This window comes from Erythrobacter sp. HI0063, from assembly GCF_001635685.1.
Classification (GTDB): domain Bacteria; phylum Pseudomonadota; class Alphaproteobacteria; order Sphingomonadales; family Sphingomonadaceae; genus Qipengyuania.
Window position 1 is genome coordinate 1 of the sequence record NZ_LWFF01000261.1, and the last position, 23445, is coordinate 23445.

The following is a 23445-nucleotide window of genomic DNA, read 5'->3' on the forward strand; positions in this document are numbered from 1 at the left end:
GCTGTCGAAGCTTACACCGGGNCGGTTGCAGGCGGCGCCGCGATGGCGGATCTGGATCAGCTCGCTACCGTCGCGCACGCAGATCGAGCGAGCCGAGCCGCCATTGCGGCCACGAATTTCCCACTGACCCGGTGTAAGCTTCGACAGCATCTGAAGCGAGGATTGCGCAGTCGCCGGAGCGAATGCAATCACGCTCGCCGAAACGCCGACGACGATCGACGCAAGGGCGCCCAATTTCCGAACAGTTTTGGCCATAGCCATTCTCCAAGCTGCGACCACCCTACTCTTGTAGGTGAAATCGTGCCGTTTGTCCTCTCGGTCTATGAAAAGGCTTCGCGGGTCGACCAGCGTTTCAGGCGGCGATCGGGAAGCTCCGCGAACAGAATGCGCAATCGACGAGAATGATCCCGTCTTCGTTGCGCATTTCCTCACGATCCTTTTCGGAGAAGCGCGCCAGCACCTTCTCGTAATGGTCGCTGGTGCAGCGGCATCCGCGAACGAGATGCGGACCGCGCGTGACGCGCACCTCATCCTCTTCGTGGAACAACCGCCAGACGATCGCGTCCATCGACAGACCGGTGTCGAGCAATTCCTCGTGCCGGATCGATCCCGCCATCACTGCGACGTGCTCCCATTCGGGATGGTCGAGGCGGACGTGCAGACGCTCCCGCCCTTCCTCGCCGTCCGGAAGGTGCTGAACCAGCAGGCCTGCGGCCCGGCAACCATCCGATCCCGAAGCTATCGCCACGCGGATCAGAGTGGGCACTTGTTCGGACTGGACGAAATAGCTTTGGCACGCTTCGGCCAGACTATCGCCTTCGAGCGGAACGATCCCCTGATAGCGCCCCTGTTCGCCCGGCAGATCGAAGGTGAGCGCCAGATATCCGGCTCCGAACAGGGCGAAAAGCGAAGGATTCGCACCCAGTTCGACGAGGCGATCTGCGTCGAAATCGACATAGCCGCGCAAGGCGCCATCCTTGTAATCGCACACGAGCAGGCTCACCGGCCCGGCTTGTGTCTGCGCCTGCATGGTGACCTGCGCGCCCTCGTCCTTCAGCAGCGATCCGACCAGTGCGATCAGCACCAGTGCCTCGGCCAGAAGGTGCGTGATCGGCGGCGGATAGTCATGCGCCGAAAGGACTTCGTCCAGCACCGCATCGAGCCGCACGGCGCGACCGCGCGCATGCTGCGAAGGGATCATGAAGCCGAGCACTTGCCCGGCAAAGATTTCGGGTAGCGGGTTTTCAGCAGGCAATTGCGGGGCGGTCTTCTTTTCCGTCATTCCGGCCATATGGGAACCGATCAGCCCGCTGAGAAGACCGCCACGAGAACCGCGCTCAAAGCTGGCCGAAGCACCAGCGCAGGATTGATTTCTGCGCGTGGATGCGGTTTTCCGCCTCGTCGAACACCACCGATTGCGGGCCTTCGAACACCTCTTCGCTCACTTCGTCTCCGACATGGGCAGGCAGGCAGTGAAGGAAAAGCGCGTCGGACTTGGCCGCTTCCATCAGCCGGGCATCGACGCGAAACGGCTCCATCGCCTTAAGCTTGTCGTGCGTCTCGGCCTGACCCATCGAAACCCAGGTGTCGGTCAAGAGGACATCCGCCCCGCGCGCTGCCGCCTCGGCATCCTGAGTCAGCGTAACCGATGCCCCACCATTACGGGCCATTTCCACGAACTCGCCATCCGGCTCGTAACCGGGGGGCGTCGCGACCCGTACGTTGAACTTCATCAATCCCGCCGCTTCGAGAACCGAATGCAGCACATTGTTGCCGTCCCCGAACCAGGCGAGTTCGAGACCGGGCAGAGCCTTGCCATGCTCCACCAGCGTCAGCAGATCGGCGACGATCTGGCAGGGGTGCGATCGATCGGTGAGGCCGTTGATGACGGGAACATGCGCATGATGCGCCAGCTCCTCGGCCTTGGCGTGATCGTCCGTGCGGATCATGATCGCATCCACCATGCGGCTGAGCACGCGCGCGGTGTGGGCGATGCTCTCTCCTCGCCCCAACTGGCTGGTACCGGAATCGAGGATCAGGGCCGAACCGCCCAATTGGCGCATTCCGATGTCGAAACTCACCCGCGTGCGCGTCGATGCTTTTTCGAAGATCATCCCCAGCACATGGCCGGCCAGCGGAGCATCGGCGTCAGCCTTGCCCTTGGGCCATCCGGCGCGTGCAGCCTTCCGATCGATCGCGTCGCCGATCATGGCCGCGACCGCATTGCCGCCCGCATCGGACAGGTCGAGGAAATTGCGCACGGTCGGCGCGAGATCGAGAGGCTGCTCCTTCGTCATCCCGCAGCGTCCGGATCGTAGCTGGCCGCGCCGGACGACAGCCTGTCGAGAAATTCGTCGAACTCGGCTTCGTCAGCCACGAGCGGCGGCAGGACGCGCAGCGTCTGATCGCCCGCCGCCACCGTCAGCAGTTGGTGGTTGTCACGCAGATGGACGAAGAAGGGGCGGCTCTCCACCTTCATGCGGATGCCGAGCATCAGGCCCATGCCGCGCACGCAATCGAACAGATCTGGGTAATTGCCGATGAACTGCTCGATGCGCGAGCGCAGCCGCTCGCCCTTGGCGGTCACCTCGGACAGGAACGCCTCGTTCGCGACGGTGTCCATCACTGCCTGGCCCGCCGCCATGCCCAGCGGATTGCCGCCATAGGTCGATCCGTGCGTTCCGAAGGTCATGCCCCGGGCCGCCTTTTCGGTGGCGAGGCAGGCACCGAGCGGGAAGCCGCCGCCGATGCCCTTGGCGCTGGCCATCACGTCGGGCTCGATACCGTAGGCTTCGTGCGCGTAGAGCTTGCCGGTGCGCGCGACTCCGCATTGCACTTCGTCCAGCACGAGCATCAAATCATGCTCGTCGCACAGGGCGCGCAGGCCGGTCATGAATTCGCGGCTCGCCGGGCGGATGCCGCCTTCGCCCTGGATCGGTTCGACTAGGAAGCCAGCCGTCTTCGGCCCGATCAGCGCCTTCGCCGCTTCGAGATCGTCGAACTCGCAATAGACGAAACCGGGCAGCAGAGGCTGGAAGCCCTTGTGCATCTTTTCCTGATTGGACGCGCTGATGGTCGCCATCGTGCGGCCGTGAAACGCATTGGTGAAGGTGATCAGCTCCGTGCGGTTCGAATCGCCATCTTCATGCTGATGATAGGCGCGCGCGGTCTTGATCGCGGTTTCAACCGCCTCGGCGCCCGAATTGGTGAAGAAGACCGTATCGGCAAAGGTGTTGTCGACGAGCGTCTGGGCCAGCTTCTCGCCCTGTGGACTGCCATAGAGGTTCGAGACATGCATCAACGTTTCCGCTTGGCGCTGGATCGCACCGATCAGCGCAGGGTGCGAATGGCCGAGCAGATTGACCGCGATTCCGCTGGCGAAATCGAGATAGCGCGTGCCATCCTCGTCGATCAGATGGCAGTTATCACCCCGGACCGGGCGTACACCGCAACGGGGATAGACAGGCATCAGCGGCGAAATCGACATTTGCATCTCCGGAAATTCTCATGGCTCGGTAGCATCCCGAACGAGAAATGGCGGCCCCCGAGAGGAACCGCCATTCTCGTTTGCTCGGCGTTCTATGGTCTCGCGCCTGCCCGGTCAAACGGGGGCGCGGGACCGTCCCGGCTCGCTCCTCAGTCGGAAGCGGGGACCAAGTTGACCGCCGAGTACTTGCCGCGTCGGTCCACTTCGAGATCGAACGTGTAGCGTTCGCCTTCGTTGATCCCGGCAAGGCCGGAGCGCTCGACGGCGCTGATGTGAACGAACGCATCGGGCTGGCCGTCATCCCGCGTGAGGAAGCCGAAGCCCTTCATCGCGTTGAAGAACTTGACGGTACCGGTTGCCTTTTCACCCGTCAGATCGCGCTTGGGCGGGCCACCGGCATTGCCGGCGGGCACCACGTCGCCCACGATCTGGAGATCCTGGGCGGACACCTTGCCGCCGCGATCGACCAGGTTGAATTCGAGCTCCTGCCCTTCGCCCAGACCTTCGAGGCCGGCGCGTTCGACGGCGCTGATGTGGACGAAGATATCTTCGCCCCCGCCATCCTGCTGGATGAAGCCGAAACCCTTCTGTGCGTTGAAGAACTTTACGGTGCCCTTGCCGGTGCCGACGACCTGTGCGGGCATGCGGTTACCACCGCCGCCACCACCGCCACGGAAACCACCACCGCCGCCGCCGCCGAAGCCGCCACCGCCGCCCCGGTCGTCACCGCCGAAGCCGCCGCCGCCACCGCGATAGCCGCCACCGCCGCCGCCGCGATAGCCGCCGCCACCGCCGCCGTAGCCGCCCCGGTCGTCACCGCCGAAGCCGCCGCCCGGAGGTCCGCCGAAGGGATCGTAATCTTCTCCGATGCCGTCGCGCTTGTCCCGTCCCCGTCGACGGCCTTTATCGTAACCCATAACTCAACATATACCTTGTCGCGCCGCCCCGTCGTGAATGCGCCGGATCGAGGGCCGCGAATGCGAACCGGCGCGCAGCGGCCATGCCCGAAAAGGCAAATCCGCCCCATTATCGATTCCCCCATAGCGACAATTCGAACGATACGCGAACGATTTAGCGCCGATGAACACATTGGCGCATCATTATGACATTTTGGCCATCCTTCGCAGTCTCTATTGTCGCCTTTCCTTCATGCTGCATGACGATTGCGTTGTGCGGCGAAGCCGGGCATTCGCGCGCTATGGACATTATCGCGCTTCTTTCCGATCCCGCCGCCTGGCTTGCCCTGCTCACGCTCATCGCACTCGAAGTCGTGCTGGGGATCGACAATCTCATCTTCATCGCGATCCTGTCGAACAAGCTGCCCGAACATCAGCAGCAGCGCGCACGGCGGATCGGGCTTTCGCTGGCTCTCATCATGCGAATCGGAATGCTGATGCTGATCGGCTGGCTGGTGACCTTGCAGACGCCCCTGTTCGATCTCGGCATCAGAGGCGCGCCGAACGAATATGGAGAGCCGAGTTTCGACACCGCGTTTTCCGGGCGCGATCTGATCCTGCTCGTCGGCGGGCTGTTCCTGTTGTGGAAGGCGACCAAGGAAATCCATCACTCGATGGAGCCAGAAGACGACTCGGGCGATCTACTCGACAAGACACCGGGCAAATCCCCCACGATGGGCGATGCGGTCAAGGCAAGCTTCGGCACGGTGATCGCGCAGATCGTCGCCATCGATCTCGTCTTCTCGGTCGATTCGATCCTGACCGCCGTGGGCATGACCGACGATATCCCGATCATGGTCGCCGCCGTAGTCATCACCGTCGGCATCATGATGATCGCCGCCGATCCGCTGGCGAATTTCATCGAGAAGAACCCGACGCTGGTGATGCTGGCGCTGGCCTTCCTCGTCATGATCGGCGTGGTGCTGATTGCCGACGGGTTCGGCTTCCATGTGCCCAAGGGCTATATCTACGCGGCCATGGGCTTTTCGGTCGGAGTCGAGATTCTCAACATCGTCCAACGCAACCGCCGTCAGAAGCAGCGGGCCGCACAGGAGATTTCCGCATGAGCGACTTCAAACCGATCGCCGCAGGCTTCCTCGCAGCCGGGCAGATAGAACCTGCGGATATCGCGCGGGCGAAACAGGCGGGCGTGGTGGCTGTGGTCAACAACCGCCCGGATGGCGAGGTGCCGGACCAGCCGCCGGGCGACGCGATCCGCGCAGCGGCGGATCAAGCGGGCCTTTCCTATACTGCGATCCCGATCGGGCCGAACGGGTTCGGCCTGGAAGATGTCGAAGCGCTGGCCAGCGTGCTCGACACGGCAGACGGGCCGGTACTCGGTTTCTGCCGGACCGGTACCCGCTCGACCCTGCTCTGGGCGCTCGTTCAGGCCCATAGAGGTCGCGACCTCGACGAGGTGGCGGGCGAAGCGGCTAAGGCGGGCTATGACGTCTCGCCGGTCCGTCCCGCGATGGAGCAGCTCGCCGCCCGCGCCCGCTCCTGATTTCGCAAGCGGTGGGACTTCCGCCCGACCTGCTGCGGTTTGCCGGATCGCTTATCGCGATCCTTTTGCTCGCAGGCTTGGCCTGGTCGCTCAAACTGGGCCCGCAGCGCAGGCTGGATAGCGACGAAGCAGCGCGCGAGGCCGCCCATGAGGCGCTGGACGGATTCGAGCCCGTCTCTATGGCCCGCGATCGCGAAGGCCGCGCCGCCCTGCTGCGCGATGCCGACGATCGCCTTCTTTTGATTCGCCAGCACGGCACCCACTTTGCCGCGCGCCTGCTGGACACAAGGGCGAGTGCCCGGATCGAGGAGGGAGCCCTGATCGTGGACTGTGGCGAGCGGCGCTACGGCGCGGTGCGGCTCGCGATCGCCGATCCCGAAACTTGGAGAGACGGCATCGCGCGCCTATGACCGCGCGACCATGCCGGATTTCTCGCCCACCGAATTGGCCGTTCCCGGCTTCGTCGCTCTGGTTCTCGTCGAGATGGTTTGGGCGTGGCGTAAGCGGCGCGAGGCTTACGAGCCGCGCGACACGCTCACCAGCCTCGCCTTCGGGCTGGGCAGCACGGTGGCCGGGCTGCTGACCGGCGGCCTTTTCCTCGCCCTGTTCCTGTGGGCTTGGCAGTTTCGCGCATTCGACATCCCCTGGAGCTGGTGGGCCTTCGCGCTCTGCTTCGTGCTAGACGATCTGGCCTATTACTGGGTCCACCGCTTCGGCCATCGGGTGCGCTGGTTCTGGGCCAGCCACGTCAATCATCACTCCAGCCAGCACTTTAATCTCTCGACCGCGCTGCGCCAGAGCTGGACCGGTTTCCTGACGCTGGGCTTCGCCTTCAAGCTGCCGCTGGTGCTGATGGGATTTCACCCCGGCATGATCGCGATCTGCGCGGGCTTCAATCTTATCTACCAATTCTGGATCCATACCGAAGCGATCGATAAAATGCCGCGCTGGTTCGAATCGGTGATGAACACCCCCAGCCATCACCGCGTCCACCACGCCACCAATCCGCGCTATCTCGACCGCAATTACGCGGGCGTCTTCATCCTCTGGGACAGGCTGTTCGGCACATTCGAACCGGAGAACGACGAGGAGCGCATCCGTTACGGCATCGTCAAACAGCTCGGCAGCTTCAATCTGGTCTGGGCGGTGTTCCACGAATGGGTCGGGATCGCCGAAGACGTACGGCGCGCACCCTGGCGGCACAAATTGTCCTATCTGCTGCGCGAACCCGGCTGGAGCCATGACGGCAGTCGCGCGACGTCCGATCAGATCCGCGCCGACTGGATCGCGCGATCCGAGGCCGCGAACAAGGTTGCAGTCGAAAACGCGATTGCGGAGACGCGAAAGCCTACCTAACCTCCCGATCCAAGGGAGAGTGAGCATGGACGAATTCGACGTCATCGTGGTGGGCGGCGGCAGTGGGGGATGCGCGGTCGCAGGCAGACTGGCCGAAGCGGGATACAGCGTGTGCCTGCTGGAAGCGGGCGGGCGCAACGACACGTTCGGGGTGAAGACCCCCGCCATGCTCGCCTTCACCGGACCGAAGATCAATTACCGCTACGAAACGGTGCCGCAAAAAGGCCTCAACGGGCGGCAGGGATATCAGCCGCGCGGCAGGGGCCTTGGCGGATCGTCGGCGATCAATGCGATGATCTATATCCGCGGCAATCGCTACGATTACGACAATTGGGCAGCCTTGGGATGCGACGGGTGGAGCTATGATGACGTGCTCCCCTATTTCAAACGCGCCGAACACAACGTGCGCGGCGATGACGCCTATCACGGCGCGTCCGGCCCGCTTTGGGTCAGCGACCAGAGCGCGGTCAATCCCGGCAGCCACGCCTTCGTCGAGGCCGCGACCCAGCTCCAGCTGCCGCATAATCGCGACTTCAACGGAGCGAAGCAGGAAGGCTTCGGCCTCTATCAGGTTACGCAGAAGGATGGCGAGCGCTGGTCGGCCTCGCGCGGCTATGTCGAGCCGCTGCGCAAATCGCGCAATCTGGACGTTCGCATCGGCGTGACGGTGCAGAAGGTGGAGATCGACGGCGACCGCGCGACCGGCGTGACCTATTCGGCGGGCGATCGCCAGCGCACCGTGCGTGCGCGCGGCGGCGTGGTGATGAGCGCGGGTGCGTTCAATTCGCCGCAGATCCTGATGCTGTCGGGCGTGGGTCCGGGCGATCACCTGAGCGAACATGGCATAACGGTGCAACGGGACTGCAACGCGGTGGGATCGGATCTGCAGGACCATATCGACTACGTTTCGAGCTGGCAGAGCCAGGATGACGGGTTTTTCGGCGACAGCCTGAAAGGCACGATGCGGATGGCCAAGGCGCTGATCGAACATCGCCGCCATCGCACCGGGATCATGACCACGCCCTATGCCGAGGCGGGTGGGTTCTGGACCGTCATGGACGATGCGCCCGCGCCCGACGTCCAGTGGCATTTCGTCCCCGCCATGCTGGAAGATCACGGACGCACCAAGGTCAAGGGGCATGGCTTCTCGCTGCACGCCTGTGTGCTGCGGCCCGAAAGCCGGGGCACGGTGCGGCTCGCCAGCCGCCGCGCGGGCGATGCGCCAGTGATCGATCCCAACTTCCTCGACGATGATCGCGACATGGCAGTGCTGAGGAAAGGTGTACGCCTGTCGCACCGGATCGTCGATGCACCGGCGATGCAGGCTTTCGAGCCGAAGGATCGCTATCCCATCGACCTCGACGATGACGACGCGCTCGACGATCTGATCCGCAGCCGCGCCGATACCGTCTACCACCCGGTCGGCACCTGCCGGATGGGGGCAGACGAGGACAGCGTGGTCGACCCCAAGCTCAAGGTGCGTGGGATCAGGGGCCTGTGGGTCGCGGACGCCAGTGTGATGCCGCGCCTGGTCAGCGGCAACACCAACGCGCCGAGCATCATGATCGGCGAACGGTGCGCCGACTTCGTGAAGGAAGAGCTGGGGTAGATATCGCTGCCTGCGGGAATGGCGAGATAGATTGGTCGCTCTCGGTTTCGGGCGCTAGACCGATAGCGCGCGCACCAGGGCCGAGCAATGAGGTTGTGTTTTGCGCAAGCGCCTCCGCGCTCGCGAAATCCTCGCGCCTGACGGCGCTGCGGGCGGGCGGTCGCCCTTGCGGACCCTGCGGGTCCGAGCTCCAGCACCAAGCCGAGATGTTTTGACGGGAACGGTCCGCGACCAGCGGACCGCAAGGGCACGCGCCCGCCCCGCAGGTGCCCCGGAGCGAAGCGCAGGGAACAGCACCGAGGACGAAGCCACGGAGGTGGCTTCGCCAAAAAAAGGCCGGAACTCCATTCGGGAGCTCCGGCCTTAGTCTTATGTTCGCAGGAGGAACAATGGTTGGCGGGGTCGGGGTTTGAGAGAGGAGAGAGAGCCCCCGGCCCCGCCAATTCGGTAGTGTCAGTTGTAGGCCCGCTCCCCGTGCTCGGCGATATCGAGGCCGTTGACCTCGTCCTCTTCCGAGACGCGCAGACCGGTGACGAGCTTGGCGATCATGCCGGCGATGAAGGTGCCGACTGCCGCCCAGACGATGGTGACGACCACGCCTTCGAGCTGGATCAGAACCTGCGCCAGCGTGCCGACTTCGCCATCGCCCGGACCGCCGATGAACGGCTGGACCACGATGCCGGTGCCGATCGCGCCGACCACGCCGCCGATGCCGTGAATGCCGAAGGCGTCCAGGCTGTCGTCGTAACCGAACTTCGTCTTCACCTTGGCGACGAAGAAGTAGCAGACCGCCGAGGCCACGATGCCGAGCAGGATCGCGCCGAAGGGGCCGCTATTGCCCGCAGCGGGGGTCACGGCGACGAGGCCGGCGATCACGCCCGAGCAGAAGCCCAGCGCGCTGCCCTTGTGGCCGGCCAGCTTCTCAATCACCATCCAGGTCAGCGCACCTGCCGCCGTGGCGACGAAGGTGTTGATCATGGCGAGGCCCGCGACACCGTCGGCTTCCAGTTCCGACCCGGCGTTGAAGCCGAACCAGCCCACCCAGAGGAGACCGGTGCCGATCATGGTCATCACGAGGCTGTGCGGCGGCATGGGTTCGGCAGGATAGCCGCGACGCTTGCCGAGCATCATGGCCAGCACCAGGCCGGAAACGCCGGCATTGATGTGGACCACGGTGCCGCCCGCGAAATCGAGCGCGCCTGCATCGAACAGGAGACCGCCGGTCGCCCAGACCATGTGCGCGATCGGGAAATAGACGATGGTCAGCCAGATCGGCACGAACACCATCACTGCGGTAAACTTCATGCGTTCCGCCGTTGCGCCCAGGATCAGGGCCGCGGTGATGGCCGCGAAGGTCATCTGGAAGCTGATGAAGACGTATTCGCTGATGACTTCGTCGCTGAAGGTCGCCGCCGTGCTGTCGGCCGTGGTGCCGGTCAGGAAGGCGTTGCCCCAGCTGAAGAAGGCGTTGCCTTCGGGGCCGAAGGCAGTGGAATAGCCCCACATCACCCAGATCAGCATGGCAAGCGCGGCAGTGGCGCCCACCTGCGTCAGCGTCGAAAGCATGTTCTTCGACCGCGTCAGGCCGCCGTAGAACAGCGCGAGGCCCGGCAGGATCATCAGCAGGACCAGAATGGTGGATGTCATCATCCAGGCATTGTTGCCCGGATTGGGAACCGCCGCAGCGGCTTCCACGGTTGCGCCCGCGATGGGCGATCCGGTGACGCCGTCAACCGCCTCCTGAACGGCTTCCTGCGCGGTTGCGATGGCCGAGGATGCCCCGGCCAGAAGAGCAGTGCCGATCGAAGCGGCGCGGACGAAAGGTGTGTGGATCATGGTGCCTCCCATGTTCGTGACGCAGGTCATAGCGCGGTGTCTCCCGTTTCGCCGGTGCGGATGCGCGTTGCGGCGGCGAGGTCGAGCACGAAGATCTTGCCGTCTCCGATCGCTTCGGTGCTCGCGGTCTGCTGGATGGTTTCCACCACCTGCGGCGCCAGATCGTCGGTCGCGGCAATTTCCAGCTTCACCTTCGGCAGCATGTTGGTCGAATATTCGGCCCCGCGATAGATTTCGGTCTGGCCTTTCTGGCGTCCGAAACCCTTCACTTCCGAAACGGTCATGCCAGCAACACCGATCGCTCCGAGGGCTTCGCGCACCTCGTCGAGTTTGAACGGCTTGATGACGGCGATGATGTATTTCACGGCGCGCATCCCCCTTGTTAGAGGCCGGGCCCGTTCCCGGCTTTCGCAAGTGCAGCAAAGCGCGTGCCAAACCCCGAAATCGCGCAATAACAATACGCTGCGGCTGCGCGGTTCGGTAACCTTTGTTTAACGAATAAGCGCGTGCCTAAATTTCAGGCAGCTCCAGTATCGCCGTGATCGGCAAATGGTCGGACGCGACGGCCGAAAGGGCGGTGTGATGCGTTCCGCTTTCGATCACGCGAAAATGGTCCGAAGCGACCAGCCGGTCGAGCCGGGCGATCGGCTTGCGGCTGGGGAAGCTCGCGCCTGGCGTGATCAGCGTCCACCTGTCGCCGAATTCGCGCATCGCGCCGGTGCTGCGGCCCCACTGGTTGAAATCGCCCGCAATCACGGTGGGGCAGTCGCCCTCGCACTCGCGCACGAATTTGAGCAGCGAGCGTACCTGATCGCGCCGCCGCAGCCCGGACAGGTCCAGATGGGTGCCGATGATGCGGATCGCCCGGCCCTCGACCGCGATATGGCCGCAGGCCGCGCCGCGCGGTTCCAGTGTCGGCAGGTCGAGCGCCTGGCCACTTTCCACCTGCATGGTGCGCCGCACCAGCAGGGCGTTGCCATGCCAGCCGATGCTGCGCGGTCGCTTCGCCACCGGGATCACGCGCCAAGGCGTATCGTCCAGCAAGGCCTTGGGCAGCACGCTGGCGCGATCGCCCAGCCGCAGATCGGCTTCCTGCAAGGCGATGATGTCGGCATCGATCTCGCGGAGCACGGAAATGATCCGGTCGGGATCCCGCCGCCGATCGACGCCGACGGCCTTGTGGACGTTATAGCTGGCGAATGTGAGCTTCACGCGCTCAGAGGAAGTCGCGCAAGGTTTGCATGAAGCGGTCGAACTGGTCGTGGTGCAGCCAGTGTCCGGCATTCTCGAATTCGATCACTTTCGCATTTTCGAAATGCTCCAGCCGCCCATCGCCTTGCGGGTTGGAAGCCCAGCTGTCCGCACCATAGAGCAGCAGGGTCGGCGCGGTGATCGCGGCCCAGGTCTGGTGGAGAAATTCGTCCGCCACATCCTCGACATGCCAGACATTCAGATGCGGATCGAACTTCCAGCTATAGGTTCCGTCCTCGTTGCGGGTGACCCCATGCAACGTCAGATGGCGGGCCTGCGCCTCGGTGAGGTAGCTGTTCTCTTCGATCATCCGCGCGAAGGCAGCTTCGATGCTGTCGTATTTGCGGGGCGTTCGGGCGGCGGCGGCGCGCTTCTTCTCGATCCATTCCGCCATGCGCTGGGGATAGGGATCGGCGCGCATCTCCTCCTGCCGCTTGGGACTGGGACCGAGCCCTTCGATGGCGACGATCTTGCGGACCTTGTCGGGAAACGTCCCGGCATAACGCAGCGCGACATTGCCGCCCATCGAATGGCTGACGATGGTGACTTCGTCGTCGCCAAGTTGATGGACGAGCTGGGCAAGGTCGTAGACCATGTCCTGCACGTTGTAATTTCCATCGCTGACCCAGTCCGAATCGCCGTGGCCGCGATGGTCGAAGGCGACGACGTGCCAGTCCTCACGCAATTCCTCCGCCACCCAGTCCCAGCTGCGCGCATGATCGCGCCCGCCATGGACGAGCATCAGCAGCGGTTTTTCGGGATTGCCCCAATCGAGGTAATTGAGGCGCAGGCGCTGCGAGACGAAGGTCTGCGAGGTGGGTCCGGTGAGAGTCATGCCAGCGGTTTGAAATCCTCCGCGCCGCTGCGCAAGCCCGTTCGCCCGATTATCGCTCCTTCGTCGCCGAGAATTTCAGCTCCGGATTCTTCTCTTCCTGATAGCCGACGTCCCATGGGCTCTTGGCCATGAAGACCAGATCGCCGTCGCGATCCTTGGCGAGATTGGCACGATTGAAGCTTTCGAACTGGTCCAGCGCCTTGGCATCGCCCGACACCCAACGCGCAGTGGCGAAGGGCGCGGCTTCGAGCGCGGCCTCCACCTTGTACTCCGCAGACAGGCGAGAAACGAGCACGTCCAGCTGCAACTGGCCGACCACGCCGACGATCCACTGCGCGCCGATCTCGGGATAGAAGACCTGGATCACGCCCTCCTCCGAAAGATCGTCGAGCGCCTTTCGCAATTGCTTGGTCTTGGTCGGATCTTTCAACTGGACGCGGCGCAGGATTTCCGGCGCGAAATTGGGCAGGCCGGTGAAGCGGACCGTGTTGGTCTCGCTCAACGTGTCGCCCACGCGCAGAGTGCCGTGATTGGGAATACCGATGATGTCGCCCGGCTCCGCCGTGTCGGCCAGCTCGCGGTCCTGCGCGAAGAACAGGATCGGCGAATGCACCGCGATCGGCTTGCCGAGGCCGCTAGGCGTCAGCTTCATACCGCGTTTGAACGTGCCGGACACCTGCCGCATGAAGGCGATCCGGTCGCGGTGATTGGGGTCCATATTGGCCTGAACCTTGAAGATGAAACCCGTCACCTCGTCATGGTCCGGCCCGATCTTCTCCTCGCCCGCAGGCTGGGGGCGCGGCGGGGGTGCGAATTCGGCGATCGCCTCGATCAGCTCGGTGACGCCGAAATTCTTCAGCGCCGATCCGAAATAGACCGGCGTCAGATCGCCGTTGCGATAGGCGTCGAGGTCGAATTCGGGATAGCCGATCTGCGCCAGTTCGACGTTCTCGGCCACTTTCTCTGGCAGGTCGACATCCGCATCGCGCTTGCCCTTGAACTCCTTGGACGGGCCCTCGGGCCGCGCGACGCAGCCAGTCGAAAAATCGAGCACGCCCTGAAATTCGCCGCCCATCCCGACCGGATAGGCCTGGGGGCTCACGTCCAATGCCAGCATGTCCGCGATCTCGTCGAGCAGTTCGAAGACCGGACGCCCTTCGCGATCGACCTTGTTGACGAAGGTGATGATCGGCACGCTGCGCAGGCGACACACCTCGAACAGCTTCCTCGTCTGCGGCTCGATCCCCTTGGCCGCGTCGATCACCATGATGGCGGAATCGACCGCGGTCAGCGTGCGATAAGTGTCTTCCGAGAAATCCTCGTGCCCCGGCGTGTCGAGCAGGTTGAAGGTGATCCCGTCACGCTCGAACGTCATGACCGAGCTGGTCACGGAAATCCCGCGCTGTTGCTCGATCTTCATCCAGTCCGAACGCGCACGCCGCGCCGCGCCGCGCGCCTTGACCTGGCCGGCGAGATGGATCGCGCCGCCGGTAAGCAGCAGCTTTTCCGTCAGCGTCGTCTTGCCCGCATCGGGGTGCGAGATGATCGCGAAGGTGCGGCGGGAATTGTGGGTGTCCGGCATTCTGTTTTCCTAGGGCGTTACTGCTGTTCCCGCGCCACCCGGAAGCCCGCGAAATCCTGATTGACCGGCATCGGTTCGAGCCGGTTGATATTGAGATGGGGCGGCAGTTCGGCCACCCATTTGATCATCATCGCGATATCCTCGCCCGTCATCGGATCGGAGCCGCGATAAAGATCGTCCGACGCCTGCTGGCTGCCCGTCCGCACCAGCGTGAACTCGGTTTCCACCATGCCCGGCTCGATGCTCGTCACGCGCACGCCGGTCCCGTGAAGGTCCGCGCGCAGGGCCAGCGTGAAGTGGTTCGCAAAGGCCTTGGACCCGGCATAGACATTGCCGCCCGGATAGACGTAATTCCCCGCGACAGAGCCGAGCGCAATGATTGCGCCCTTGCGCTCGATCAGGCCTGGCAAGAGCTTGCGCGTCAGCTTGACCATGGCGGTGACGTTGGTGTCGATCATGGTCTGCCAATCGTCCAGATCGGCTTCCTGCGCGGGGCTCAACCCCTGCGCGAGCCCGGCATTGTTCACCAGCAGATCGACTTTCGCGAATTCGCCGGGCAGTGCCGCGATGGCGGCATCCATCGCGCCCTCGTCGCGCACGTCGAACACGGCCGGGTGGACCTTGTCGGCGCCCAGATCGCTGACGAGCGCATCGAGCCGTTCCTTGCGGCGTCCCGTCGCGATGCAGCGCCAGCCCCCCGCGACCAAAGCGCGCACGGTAGCTTCTCCGATCCCGGCGGTGGCTCCGGTGACGAATGCGGTCTTGGTCATATCAGCCTCTCAACTCCGCACCCTGCTTGGTCGCAGCGGCGACGATTTTGTCGGACAGCGCCTTGATCTCCGCCTCGGCGAAGCTTTTCTCGCCGGGCTGGAGCGTGACTTCGAGGGCGAGTGATTTCTTGCCCTCGGGCACGCCCGCACCTGCGAACACGTCGAAGACGCGCGCATCGACGATGGACTGTTTGTCCGCGCCGCGCACCGCCTTGACCAGATCGCCCGCCGCGAGATCGGCGGGCACCAGGAACGCGAAATCGCGCGTGATCGCCTGCAGAGCGGGCGGCGCGTAGGGACCCCGCGCGAAGCCGGCATTCTTCCTGGCCGGAACCGCGTCGAGATAGATCTCCACCGCGACAACCGGGCCATCGAGGTCGAACGCCTTCAGCGTCGCGGGATGCAGCGCACCGAACCGTGCGAGCACGTTCTTGGGCCCGAGGCGCAGGGTGGCGGACTGGCCGGGGTGGAACTGCGCACCCGCGCCACCTTTCTCTCCGGCCATCACCATCAGATTGTCGACCGGCGCGCCCGCAGCTTCGAGCAGGGCCAGCGCCTCCGCCTTGGCGTCATAGGCATCGAAGCCTTTCGCCTTACCCTCGCTCCATCCACGCAGCGTCTTCTCGCCTGCCAGCACGACACCCAGCGTCGGCTTCTCGTCGCTCGCGCCATCTGCCCCGCGGAAATAGCGCCTTCCGATCTCGAACAGGCGCGAGGTGTCGGCGCCGCGATCCGCATTGCGCCTGGCTGCCATCAACAGGCCCGGCAGCAGCGAGGGGCGCATCGCCTTCAGATCCTCGCTGATCGGATTGTCGAGCACCCAAAGATCCGCACCGTCGGCAAAGTGCTGCGCCTTCTGCGTCGGGAGAAAGCTCCACGTCACCGCCTCGTTCAGCCCGCGCGCCGCCGCTGCCCGGCGCACTTTGCGCTCCGTCAGCTGGAGCGGGGAGGCAGTCGGTTTCGCCACGCCTTCGGCGCGCGGCAAAGCCACACTCTCGACCTTGTCGAGCCCGTATAGGCGCACGACTTCCTCGACCAGATCGGCCGGCCCTTCGATATCGTGGCGGCGCGGCGGGCAGGTGACCTGCCAATCGCCTGCGACCTCGAAATCGAGCGCTTCGAGAATGCGCTTCTGCTCGCCTTCGGCCACGTCGACGCCGGCGAGCGTCGCAGTCAGCTTCGGATCGAAGGCGATCCGCGTCGGCTCGACCGGGGGCTTGCCTGCCCGCGCCACTGCGCCGGGCGTCCCGCCGCAGGTCTTGAGGATGAGGCTCGTCAGAATATCCAGCCCCTTGTCGAGGAAAGCCGGATCCACCCCACGCTCGAACCGGGTGCGCGCATCGCTCGCAATGCCGAGCTTGCGGCCGGTCACACCGATCGCCTCTGGATCGAAATAGGCAATTTCGAGCAGGACATCGGTTGTCGCGTCGGTCGCGCCCGAATGCTCCCCACCCATGATCCCGCCGATATCGTGGACTTGCGTGTCATCGGCGATCACGGTCATGCTGGAGTCGAGCGTATAGGTCTTCTCGTTCAGCGCCTCGACCGTCTCGCCATCCTTTGCGCGGCGCGCGATAACGGGACCGCTCAATTTGGCGAGATCGTAGACATGCGCCGGGCGACCGAAGGCGAGCATCAGGTAATTGGTGCAATCGACGAGCGCGCTGATGGGCCGCTGGCCCGCCGCTTTCAGGCGGCGCTGCATCCAGGCCGGGCTCGGGCCGTTGGTCACGCCCGTAATGGTGCGGGCATAAAAGGCCGGACAGCCCTGCTCGTCCTCGATACGGATATCGGGCGCTTCCCCTTCGCCTTCGACAGGATCGGAAGTGACGGGCTTCAATGTCCCCAGCCCCGCCGCCGCCAGATCGCGTGCGATGCCCAGCACGCCCATGCAATCGGGGCGATTGGGCGTGATCGCCACGTCGAATACGGGCGAGACGTCGCTGTATTCGGCGAACGCTTTTCCGACCGGAGCATCGTCGGGAAGCTCGATAATCCCGTCATGCTCTTCGCCGAGTTCGAGCTCGCGTACCGAGCACATCATCCCGTTCGATTCGACGCCGCGGATCGCGCTCTTGCGCAATTCCATCCCGTTGGCGGGCACGACCGCACCGGGGAGGCCGAGCACGCCCTTCATGCCCGCACGCGCATTGGGTGCGCCGCACACGACCTGCAAAGGCTCTGCATCGCCGGTGGAAACGCTCAGCACCTGCAATTTGTCGGCATCGGGGTGCGGGCCAGCGGTCAGCACCTCCGCCACGCGGAAACCGGCGAGCTTTTCCGCCGGATCCTCGATCCCTTCGACCTCGTGGCCGATGCGATTGAGCGCGGCGGCGATCTCCTGAACCGAGGCATCGGTCTCGAGGAAATATTTGAGCCATTCGAGCGAGAATTTCATGCCTTCGCTCCTACACCGGCGGAAAGGGTCGGCTGGTCGAAGGGCGAGAAGCCATAATGCGTCAGCCAGCGATTATCGCCGTCGAAAAAGGCGCGCAGATCGTCCATCGCGTATTTCAGCATGGCGAGGCGATCGACACCGACGCCGAAGGCGAAGCCCTGCCATTCTTGCGGGTCCAGTCCGGCGAATTCGATCACCCGCCGGTTGACCATGCCGCTGCCCAGCAATTCCATCCAGCCATGGCCCGGCGCATCGCCGTCGCCGCCCAGAACCCGCCTGCCGTTCACGTCCTTCCACCCGACATCGACTTCGACGCTGGGTTCGGTGAAGGGGAAATAGCTTGGGCGCAGGCGCAGCACGATATCGTCACGCTCGAAGAAGGCCTTGAGGAAGGTTTCCAGCGTCCATTTGAGATGGCCGAGATGGATGTCCCGGTCGATCACCAGGCCTTCGATCTGGTGGAACATCGGCGTGTGGGTGGCATCGCTGTCGCTGCGATAGACGCGGCCCGGCGCGATGATGCGGATCGGCGCGCCGTTCGCGACCATCGAGCGAATCTGCACCGGACTCGTATGCGTCCTGAGCAACATCCGCCGCCCATCCGCGTCCGTATCCGGGAAATAGAACGTGTCGTGCATGGCGCGCGCGGGGTGCGTTTCGGCCATGTTGAGCGCGGTGAAATTGTGCCAGTCGTCCTCCACCTCGGGCCCGGTGGCGACCGAGAAGCCGAGATCGGCGAAAATCTCCGCCAGCTCGTCCATCACCTGGCTGACCGGATGGACCGACCCCTTCGGCGTGGCAGGCGCGGGCAAGGTCAGATCCAGCGTTTCGGACGCCAGCCGCTCTTCCAGCGCCGCCGCTTCCAGCACCGCCTTGCGATCCTCCACCGCATCGGCGACGCGCGTGCGAAGGCCCTGGATGCGGGGCGCTTCCTGCTGGCGTTCCTCCGGGCTCATCTTGCCCAGGGTCTTCATCAGCTGGCTGATCCAGCCCTGCTTGCCCAGCGCCTCGACGCGGATCGCTTCGACCTGATCGACGCTGTCGGCGCTATGCAGCCGCTCCAGCGTGTCGGTGACCTGTTGTTCGTGTTCGGTGCTCATCGTGGCGCTCGATTAGGAGGGACAACGAAAAAGCGCCACCCCCGCATGTGCGGGAATGGCGCTTCCTCTTAATTCAATTCAGCAGGTCAGGCGGCCCAATCAGGCGGGAAGCGCGTCCTTCGCCTGCTTGATGATGCCGCTGAACGCGCCTGCTTCGTTCATGGCGAGATCGGCCATGACCTTGCGATCGAGCTCGATCCCGGCCAGCTTCACGCCGTGCATGAACTGCGAATAGGTCAGGCCTTCGGCGCGGACGGCGGCGTTGATGCGCTGGATCCACAGGGCGCGGAACGTGCGCTTCTTAACCTTGCGGTCGCGATAGGCGTACTGGCCGGCCTTTTCGACCGCCTGGCGCGCGACGCGGATGGTGTTCTTGCGGCGGCCGCGATAGCCCTTGGCCTGGTCTAGGAGCCGCTTGTGCTTCTGGCGCGTGGTGACGCCGCGTTTGATGCGAGGCATATCAGTATATCCTTATGATCTGGAAAGGCGCGCAGCCACGAGGCCGCGCGGCCAATGCGTCACTTGAGGCCGTAGGGCGCCCAGAGCTTGACGTGACCGACGTCGCAGTCGGCCATCACCTCGGTGCCGCGACGCTGGCGGATATACTTTGCGCTATGGCTCATCAAACGGTGGCGCTTGCCCGCGACACCATGCTTGACCTTGCCGGTGGCGGTGAATTTGAAGCGTTTCTTCACACCGCTCTTGGTCTTCAGCTTGGGCATTTTCATCTCCTATGGCAGAGACACGTCCGAACCGGCCCTGGCAGCCCTTGTCGCCAGGCAGGCAGATGAATCACGTGTCAGTGAAGGCGCGCGACATAGCGTTTTACGGGCCAAACGCAAGTCATTTGAGCCGTCATCCATCCCGGCTTCATTCGGCTCCTTTACCCTGAGACCGTCATTGCGTTAGATCTGCACCTATGAGAAAAATCGTCATCTCCAGTGGATTGCTAATCCTTCTGTTCTTAGGTGCTTTCAAGGCAACGGCCGCAACCGAAGAAGTTGATCGCTACGATATTCCGGCGGAAAATCTGCTGATGAACACCTTCGCGGGTGAATACGTGACCTTTACCTATGGCGGTGCTCTAGCATCGGACGCCAATCAGATCGGATTAGTATTCGCGGGCGCGGAAGTTGCTGCTGCAATCCCCGGTTTCAAGGCGAAAACCCAAGGGTATATCGGACCCGTAGATGCGAGCCCTAGTGTGGTCGTGGAACGTGTTCCCGACAAATCGAACTTCCAATCGGCGCTCGTCACCAATGTCCAGCGTGCGACGACGTCTGATAAGCTAACTCGCTATGGTCAAACCAATTTCTTTTGGGACGTTGGAAGCCGAGGAATGTTCGACCTTTTGGATGAAGAAGGCGATTGGAAGCGAAACGATATGCTACCGCCCGCCTGTATGATATCCGAGACGCAAGATGGTGGAGAATATCACACCTGCCTCTTCAGCATTCGGCGTAACGGCTTCGAATACTCGTTTCAGCTTCACGGCGAGAACCTTGAGTACGCCGAGCAATTCGTGGATTTCGTCCGCGCCAAATTAGATCACTGGAAAATGAATTAGGCGTCTTAGAGCTGCGAGTCAGAAGTGGCTAAGATAGCCTCCGTCGACGGCGAGCGAATGGCCGGTGACATAGGCCGCATCGTCCGAAACGAGATAGGCGACCGCGCCCGCGACCTCGTCCGGCTGGCCCCAGCGCCCGAGCGATGTCCGGCGCTGGAGATGCGCGGCGACATCTTGGTCCGCCACCATGTCCGCATTCGCCTCCGTGGCGAAATAGCCCGGCGCGACCGAATTGACCGTGATACCGCTACCGCCCAATTCGGCCGCCAGCGCGCGGGTCAGCGCGGCGAGCCCGCCCTTGCTAGCCGTATAGAGCACGTCGCCGCGCGCGATATCGGCAGCGATAGACGTGATGTTGACGATGCGCCCGAACCCGCGCGGCTTCATGATCGCGGCTGCCCGGCGAGCGAGATCGAAGGGTGCGACGAGGTTCACCGCAAGCAGCGCCGCCATGTCGGCGCGGGCCAGTTCGTCGAGCGGACGGCGATCGCGCTGACCGACATTGTTGACGAGAATGTCCAGCCCGCCCTCGCTCAGCCTCCCGAAAGCGGCGGCGGTGGCGGCATCGTCGGCTATGTCGAAAGGCATTGCCTGCGCGCGATCGCCGATGCGTGCCGCCGCATCCGCCAGCGCATCGCCGTCGCGCCCGTTCAGCAGCACCTCGGCGCCCTCGTCCGCCAGCCTTTGCGCAATCGCGAAGCCGATCCCGCGCGCCGCGCCGGTCACCAGTGCGCGCTTGCCCCTCAGCCTGTCACTCATCTCAATGCCCGCTCTCTCAATGTTCGTAGATCATCTTCACCGTCATGCCACCATCGACGTTCAGATGCTGGCCGGTAACGAAGCCAGCCTCGTGGAGATACTGGATGGCCTCCGCAATGTCCTGCGGCTCCCCGATCCGGCCCGCCGGGTGCTGACCGCGGTCGATGTCGCGGTGGTCGGGGTTCGAGCGGTCCTCCTTCTTCTGCCACGGGCCGGTCTCGATCCAGCCGGGGCGGATCGCGTTGACGCGAATATCGGGGCCCAGCGTCACCGCCATGGCGTGGGTCAGGGCGTCGAGCCCGCCCTTGGCCGAAGCATAGGCATAGCTTTCGGGCTCGCTCATCACCGCACGGGTGGAGGAGATGTTGACCACGCTCGCGCTGCCACCGTTCCCGGCAGCCCGGCGCAGAAACGGAATCGCGGAACGGCTGACGAGGAAAGCGGCGGTCAGCGAAGCGTCGATCCAGGCCTGCCATTTTTCCAGCGACAGATCTTCGAGCGGCCCCGAATACGGATCGGCAATGCCGCTATTGTTGACCAGACAGTGGATCGCATCCTCGCCGATCCAGTCCGCAATGCTCTCTAACGCCTCCGCGACCGGTTTTTCCTTGCCGACATCGCAGGCCAGCAGCAGCGCCGTGTCGCCCGGCAGAGTGTCGCGCAACTCGCTTAAGGCATCGTCGTCCAGATCGAGGCCAATGACGCGCCAGCTGAGGCCGTGAAAATGGAGCAGCGCGGCGCGCCCGATTCCGTTGCCTGCGCCGGTGATCATTATCGTCTGCTTGCTATCCTGCATCGCGCAACTCCTCTTGCGGGATTCTCATTCATCGTGCCGCAACCAAACCCGAAATCTTGCGTTGCGAGATTATCTAACAAAGGAGAGATTGCCATGACGCCCGAACAAATACCGCTGCTGATCGGTTTCATCGTCATGTCACTTGGTAGCGTGGCGATCTTCCTTCACGGCGATAAACGGCGCGAGTTCCGCCACCACACCCAATTTCATTCCCTTGTCCCCTTTATCGCGGCGACCGCCTATCTGGCGATGACGCTGGGCACGGGCGTGATCGAGATCGGCAGCACGACGATCTATTTCCCGCGCTATCTGGACTGGTCGGTGACGACACCGATCCTGCTCACCGGGCTGATCCTGACCGGGCTGCACGAACATCCGCGCCACTCCACCTATATCCTGCCCGCCATCGTGCTCGACGTTATCATGGTCGCGACCGGCCTGGTCGCCGCGCTCACCGAGGATCCGACGCAGAAGCTGATCTGGTTCGCGTGGTCCTGTGCCGCCTTTGCGGGCGTGCTCTACATCCTTTGGAAGCCGGTGCGCGATATCGGCGAAAATCTCGGCGGGGCGATGGAGAACGTCTATCGCGGGAACCTCGTCTTCCTGACCGTGGTCTGGCTGGTCTATCCCGTGGCGTTCGCGATCGGACCGGAATGGCTGGGTATCCTGAGCGGCACGGCTAGCCTTTGGCTGATCCTGGTGCTCGATGTGACGGCCAAGGTCGTTTACGGCTTCGTCGCCACCGCGCGTTTCAAGGCTCTCCCCGACGGGACCCCGGAACAGACCCGCCGCTACGGCTGAATCACCCCATGGCATCCAGCACGTCGTCAAGGCGTGCCGGATCGCCAAGGGCGAGCACCGTCCCGTCGCTGTCGGCGTCGAGCGGATTGCCCTGCCAGTCGGACATGGTGCCGCCCGCCCCTTCGACGATCGGCACCAGGGCGGCGTAATCGTAGATCGCCATCCCCGCCTCGCACACGATGTCGATGTGGCCGCTCGCCAGCAGGCCGTAATTGTAGCAGTCCCCGCCATAGACGATGGTGGCCTGCCGCTCGTTTCCGCCCACCGCGCCTGCCAGCTTCATATAGCCATCGGCCTCGTCCCGGCCGAAATAATGCGGGCTGCTGGTGGCGAGAACCGCCCCGTCGAGCGAGGGGCAGGTGCGGGCGGTGACGGGCTTGCCGTTGAAAGTGGTTCCTCCCCCGATCTGACCGGCCCAGCGCTCGCGGCCGATCGGCTGATCGATCACGCCGAGTATCGGCCAGCCATCCTGCAAAAGCGCGATCAGCGTCCCGAAGATCGGGCGCCCCGCCATGAAGCTGATCGTCCCGTCGATGGGATCGAGCACCCAGCGGCGCCCGGCATTTTCGCGAGTCAGGCCGTATTCCTCACCCAGAATGCCGTCATCGGGCCGCTCCGCTTCGAGAATGGCGCGAATCGCCGCCTCGGCGGCGCGATCCGCTTCGGTGACGGGCGAACGATCCGCCTTGCGCTCGCTGTCCCAGTTTCCGCGAAACAGGGGGCGAATCGCTTCGCCCGCCGCATCGGCGAGGCGGTGAGCGAGCTTGAGGTCGTCGCGGTCGGGCGACTGGTTCTGGAAAGATGGCATGCCCAGCGCCTAGCAGCGCAAGCGCGCCGT

At 63.9% G+C, this 23445-nt stretch carries 24 protein-coding genes; 7 read left to right on the forward strand and 17 right to left on the reverse strand.

Going from position 1 to position 23445, the window contains the following annotated elements; genetic code table 11:
- Positions 1-352: 352 nt before the first annotated feature.
- From A3736_RS08200 to A3736_RS18200, 4 genes are all read right to left on the reverse strand, one after another.
- Positions 353-1291, reverse strand: a complete 939-nt coding sequence (locus tag A3736_RS08200; RefSeq protein ID WP_369815439.1) for an Hsp33 family molecular chaperone HslO — start codon at positions 1289-1291, stop codon at positions 353-355.
- Between the two features lie 46 nt (positions 1292-1337).
- Positions 1338-2297, reverse strand: a complete 960-nt coding sequence (gene argF / locus A3736_RS08205; protein ID WP_067681486.1) for an ornithine carbamoyltransferase — start codon at positions 2295-2297, stop codon at positions 1338-1340.
- Positions 2294-3487: an aspartate aminotransferase family protein gene (locus A3736_RS08210; RefSeq protein ID WP_067681489.1), complete on the reverse strand. Its 1194-nt coding sequence runs from the start codon at positions 3485-3487 to the stop codon at positions 2294-2296. The genes argF and A3736_RS08210 overlap by 4 nt, the downstream gene beginning before the upstream one ends.
- 149 nt (positions 3488-3636) lie before the next feature.
- Positions 3637-4404 carry a cold-shock protein gene (locus A3736_RS18200; RefSeq protein WP_067681492.1) on the reverse strand — a complete coding sequence of 256 codons (768 nt, stop codon included), beginning with the start codon at positions 4402-4404 and terminating at the stop codon, positions 3637-3639.
- Positions 4405-4685: 281 nt separating this feature from the next.
- Between A3736_RS18200 and A3736_RS08220 the strand changes: the two genes are divergently transcribed.
- From A3736_RS08220 to A3736_RS08240, 5 genes are read left to right on the forward strand one after another with little or no spacing between them, the layout of a single operon-like run.
- Entirely contained in the window at positions 4686-5510 is an 825-nt protein-coding gene (locus A3736_RS08220; protein ID WP_067681495.1) for a TerC family protein, read from the forward strand.
- Positions 5507-5947, forward strand: a complete 441-nt coding sequence (locus A3736_RS08225; RefSeq protein ID WP_067681498.1) for a TIGR01244 family sulfur transferase — start codon at positions 5507-5509, stop codon at positions 5945-5947. Before A3736_RS08220 ends, A3736_RS08225 begins: the two co-directional genes overlap by 4 nt.
- An 11-nt stretch (positions 5948-5958) precedes the next feature.
- On the forward strand, positions 5959-6357 hold the full coding sequence (locus A3736_RS08230; protein ID WP_067681501.1) for a hypothetical protein: 399 nt from the start codon (positions 5959-5961) through the stop codon (positions 6355-6357).
- Positions 6358-6367: 10 nt separating this feature from the next.
- Positions 6368-7303: a sterol desaturase family protein gene (locus A3736_RS08235; protein ID WP_067681504.1), complete on the forward strand. Its 936-nt coding sequence runs from the start codon at positions 6368-6370 to the stop codon at positions 7301-7303.
- A gap of 25 nt (positions 7304-7328) precedes the next feature.
- The gene (locus A3736_RS08240) at positions 7329-8912 is read left to right on the forward strand and encodes a GMC family oxidoreductase (RefSeq protein ID WP_067681507.1); all 1584 of its coding nucleotides are present in this window, start codon (positions 7329-7331) and stop codon (positions 8910-8912) included.
- Positions 8913-9365: 453 nt separating this feature from the next.
- Here A3736_RS08240 and A3736_RS08245 read toward each other — a convergent pair whose 3' ends face one another.
- The 10 genes from A3736_RS08245 to rpmI form a co-directional block, all read right to left on the reverse strand.
- The gene (locus tag A3736_RS08245; RefSeq protein WP_067681567.1) at positions 9366-10748 is read right to left on the reverse strand and encodes an ammonium transporter; all 1383 of its coding nucleotides are present in this window, start codon (positions 10746-10748) and stop codon (positions 9366-9368) included.
- Positions 10749-10774: 26 nt separating this feature from the next.
- Entirely contained in the window at positions 10775-11113 is a 339-nt protein-coding gene (locus A3736_RS08250; protein ID WP_067681570.1) for a P-II family nitrogen regulator, read from the reverse strand.
- A 145-nt stretch (positions 11114-11258) separates the two neighbouring features.
- On the reverse strand, positions 11259-11960 hold the full coding sequence (locus A3736_RS08255; protein ID WP_067681510.1) for an endonuclease/exonuclease/phosphatase family protein: 702 nt from the start codon (positions 11958-11960) through the stop codon (positions 11259-11261).
- A gap of 4 nt (positions 11961-11964) precedes the next feature.
- A complete protein-coding gene (locus A3736_RS08260; RefSeq protein WP_067681513.1) occupies positions 11965-12834 on the reverse strand; it encodes an alpha/beta fold hydrolase in 870 nt (289 codons plus the stop codon).
- 49 nt (positions 12835-12883) lie between these two features.
- Positions 12884-14416, reverse strand: a complete 1533-nt coding sequence (locus A3736_RS08265) for a peptide chain release factor 3 (RefSeq protein WP_067681516.1) — start codon at positions 14414-14416, stop codon at positions 12884-12886.
- 17 nt (positions 14417-14433) lie between these two features.
- Complete coding sequence (locus A3736_RS08270) at positions 14434-15186, reverse strand: SDR family NAD(P)-dependent oxidoreductase (protein ID WP_067681519.1); 753 nt, start codon at positions 15184-15186, stop codon at positions 14434-14436.
- Between the two features lies 1 nt (position 15187).
- On the reverse strand, positions 15188-17584 hold the full coding sequence (gene pheT, locus A3736_RS08275; RefSeq protein WP_067681522.1) for a phenylalanine--tRNA ligase subunit beta: 2397 nt from the start codon (positions 17582-17584) through the stop codon (positions 15188-15190).
- Positions 17581-18684 (reverse strand): phenylalanine--tRNA ligase subunit alpha, encoded by a 1104-nt coding sequence (pheS, locus tag A3736_RS08280; RefSeq protein ID WP_067681525.1) that lies wholly within the window; start codon positions 18682-18684, stop codon positions 17581-17583. Before pheS ends, pheT begins: the two co-directional genes overlap by 4 nt.
- Before the next feature lie 99 nt (positions 18685-18783).
- Positions 18784-19143, reverse strand: coding sequence for a 50S ribosomal protein L20 (rplT, locus tag A3736_RS08285; protein WP_067681528.1), 360 nt, complete (start codon positions 19141-19143; stop codon positions 18784-18786).
- A 59-nt stretch (positions 19144-19202) separates the two neighbouring features.
- Entirely contained in the window at positions 19203-19406 is a 204-nt protein-coding gene (gene rpmI, locus A3736_RS08290) for a 50S ribosomal protein L35 (RefSeq protein WP_067681531.1), read from the reverse strand.
- A 197-nt stretch (positions 19407-19603) separates the two neighbouring features.
- Here rpmI and A3736_RS08295 point away from each other — a divergent pair, with 197 nt between their 5' ends.
- Positions 19604-20251 carry a hypothetical protein gene (locus A3736_RS08295; protein ID WP_067681534.1) on the forward strand — a complete coding sequence of 216 codons (648 nt, stop codon included), beginning with the start codon at positions 19604-19606 and terminating at the stop codon, positions 20249-20251.
- An 18-nt stretch (positions 20252-20269) separates the two neighbouring features.
- On the opposite strand, the gene A3736_RS08300 is transcribed toward A3736_RS08295, so the two are convergent.
- Together A3736_RS08300 and A3736_RS08305 are read right to left on the reverse strand one after the other, a co-directional pair.
- Positions 20270-21010 carry an SDR family oxidoreductase gene (locus A3736_RS08300; protein WP_067681537.1) on the reverse strand — a complete coding sequence of 247 codons (741 nt, stop codon included), beginning with the start codon at positions 21008-21010 and terminating at the stop codon, positions 20270-20272.
- A 16-nt stretch (positions 21011-21026) separates the two neighbouring features.
- Positions 21027-21806 carry an SDR family NAD(P)-dependent oxidoreductase gene (locus A3736_RS08305; protein ID WP_067681540.1) on the reverse strand — a complete coding sequence of 260 codons (780 nt, stop codon included), beginning with the start codon at positions 21804-21806 and terminating at the stop codon, positions 21027-21029.
- A 93-nt stretch (positions 21807-21899) separates the two neighbouring features.
- Between A3736_RS08305 and A3736_RS08310 the strand changes: the two genes are divergently transcribed.
- Positions 21900-22607, forward strand: a complete 708-nt coding sequence (locus A3736_RS08310; protein WP_067681543.1) for a bacteriorhodopsin — start codon at positions 21900-21902, stop codon at positions 22605-22607.
- A 1-nt stretch (position 22608) separates the two neighbouring features.
- Here the strand turns inward: A3736_RS08310 and A3736_RS08315 are convergent, their stop codons facing one another.
- On the reverse strand, positions 22609-23415 hold the full coding sequence (locus A3736_RS08315; protein ID WP_067681546.1) for an inositol monophosphatase family protein: 807 nt from the start codon (positions 23413-23415) through the stop codon (positions 22609-22611).
- Between the last annotated feature and the right edge of the window lie 30 nt (positions 23416-23445).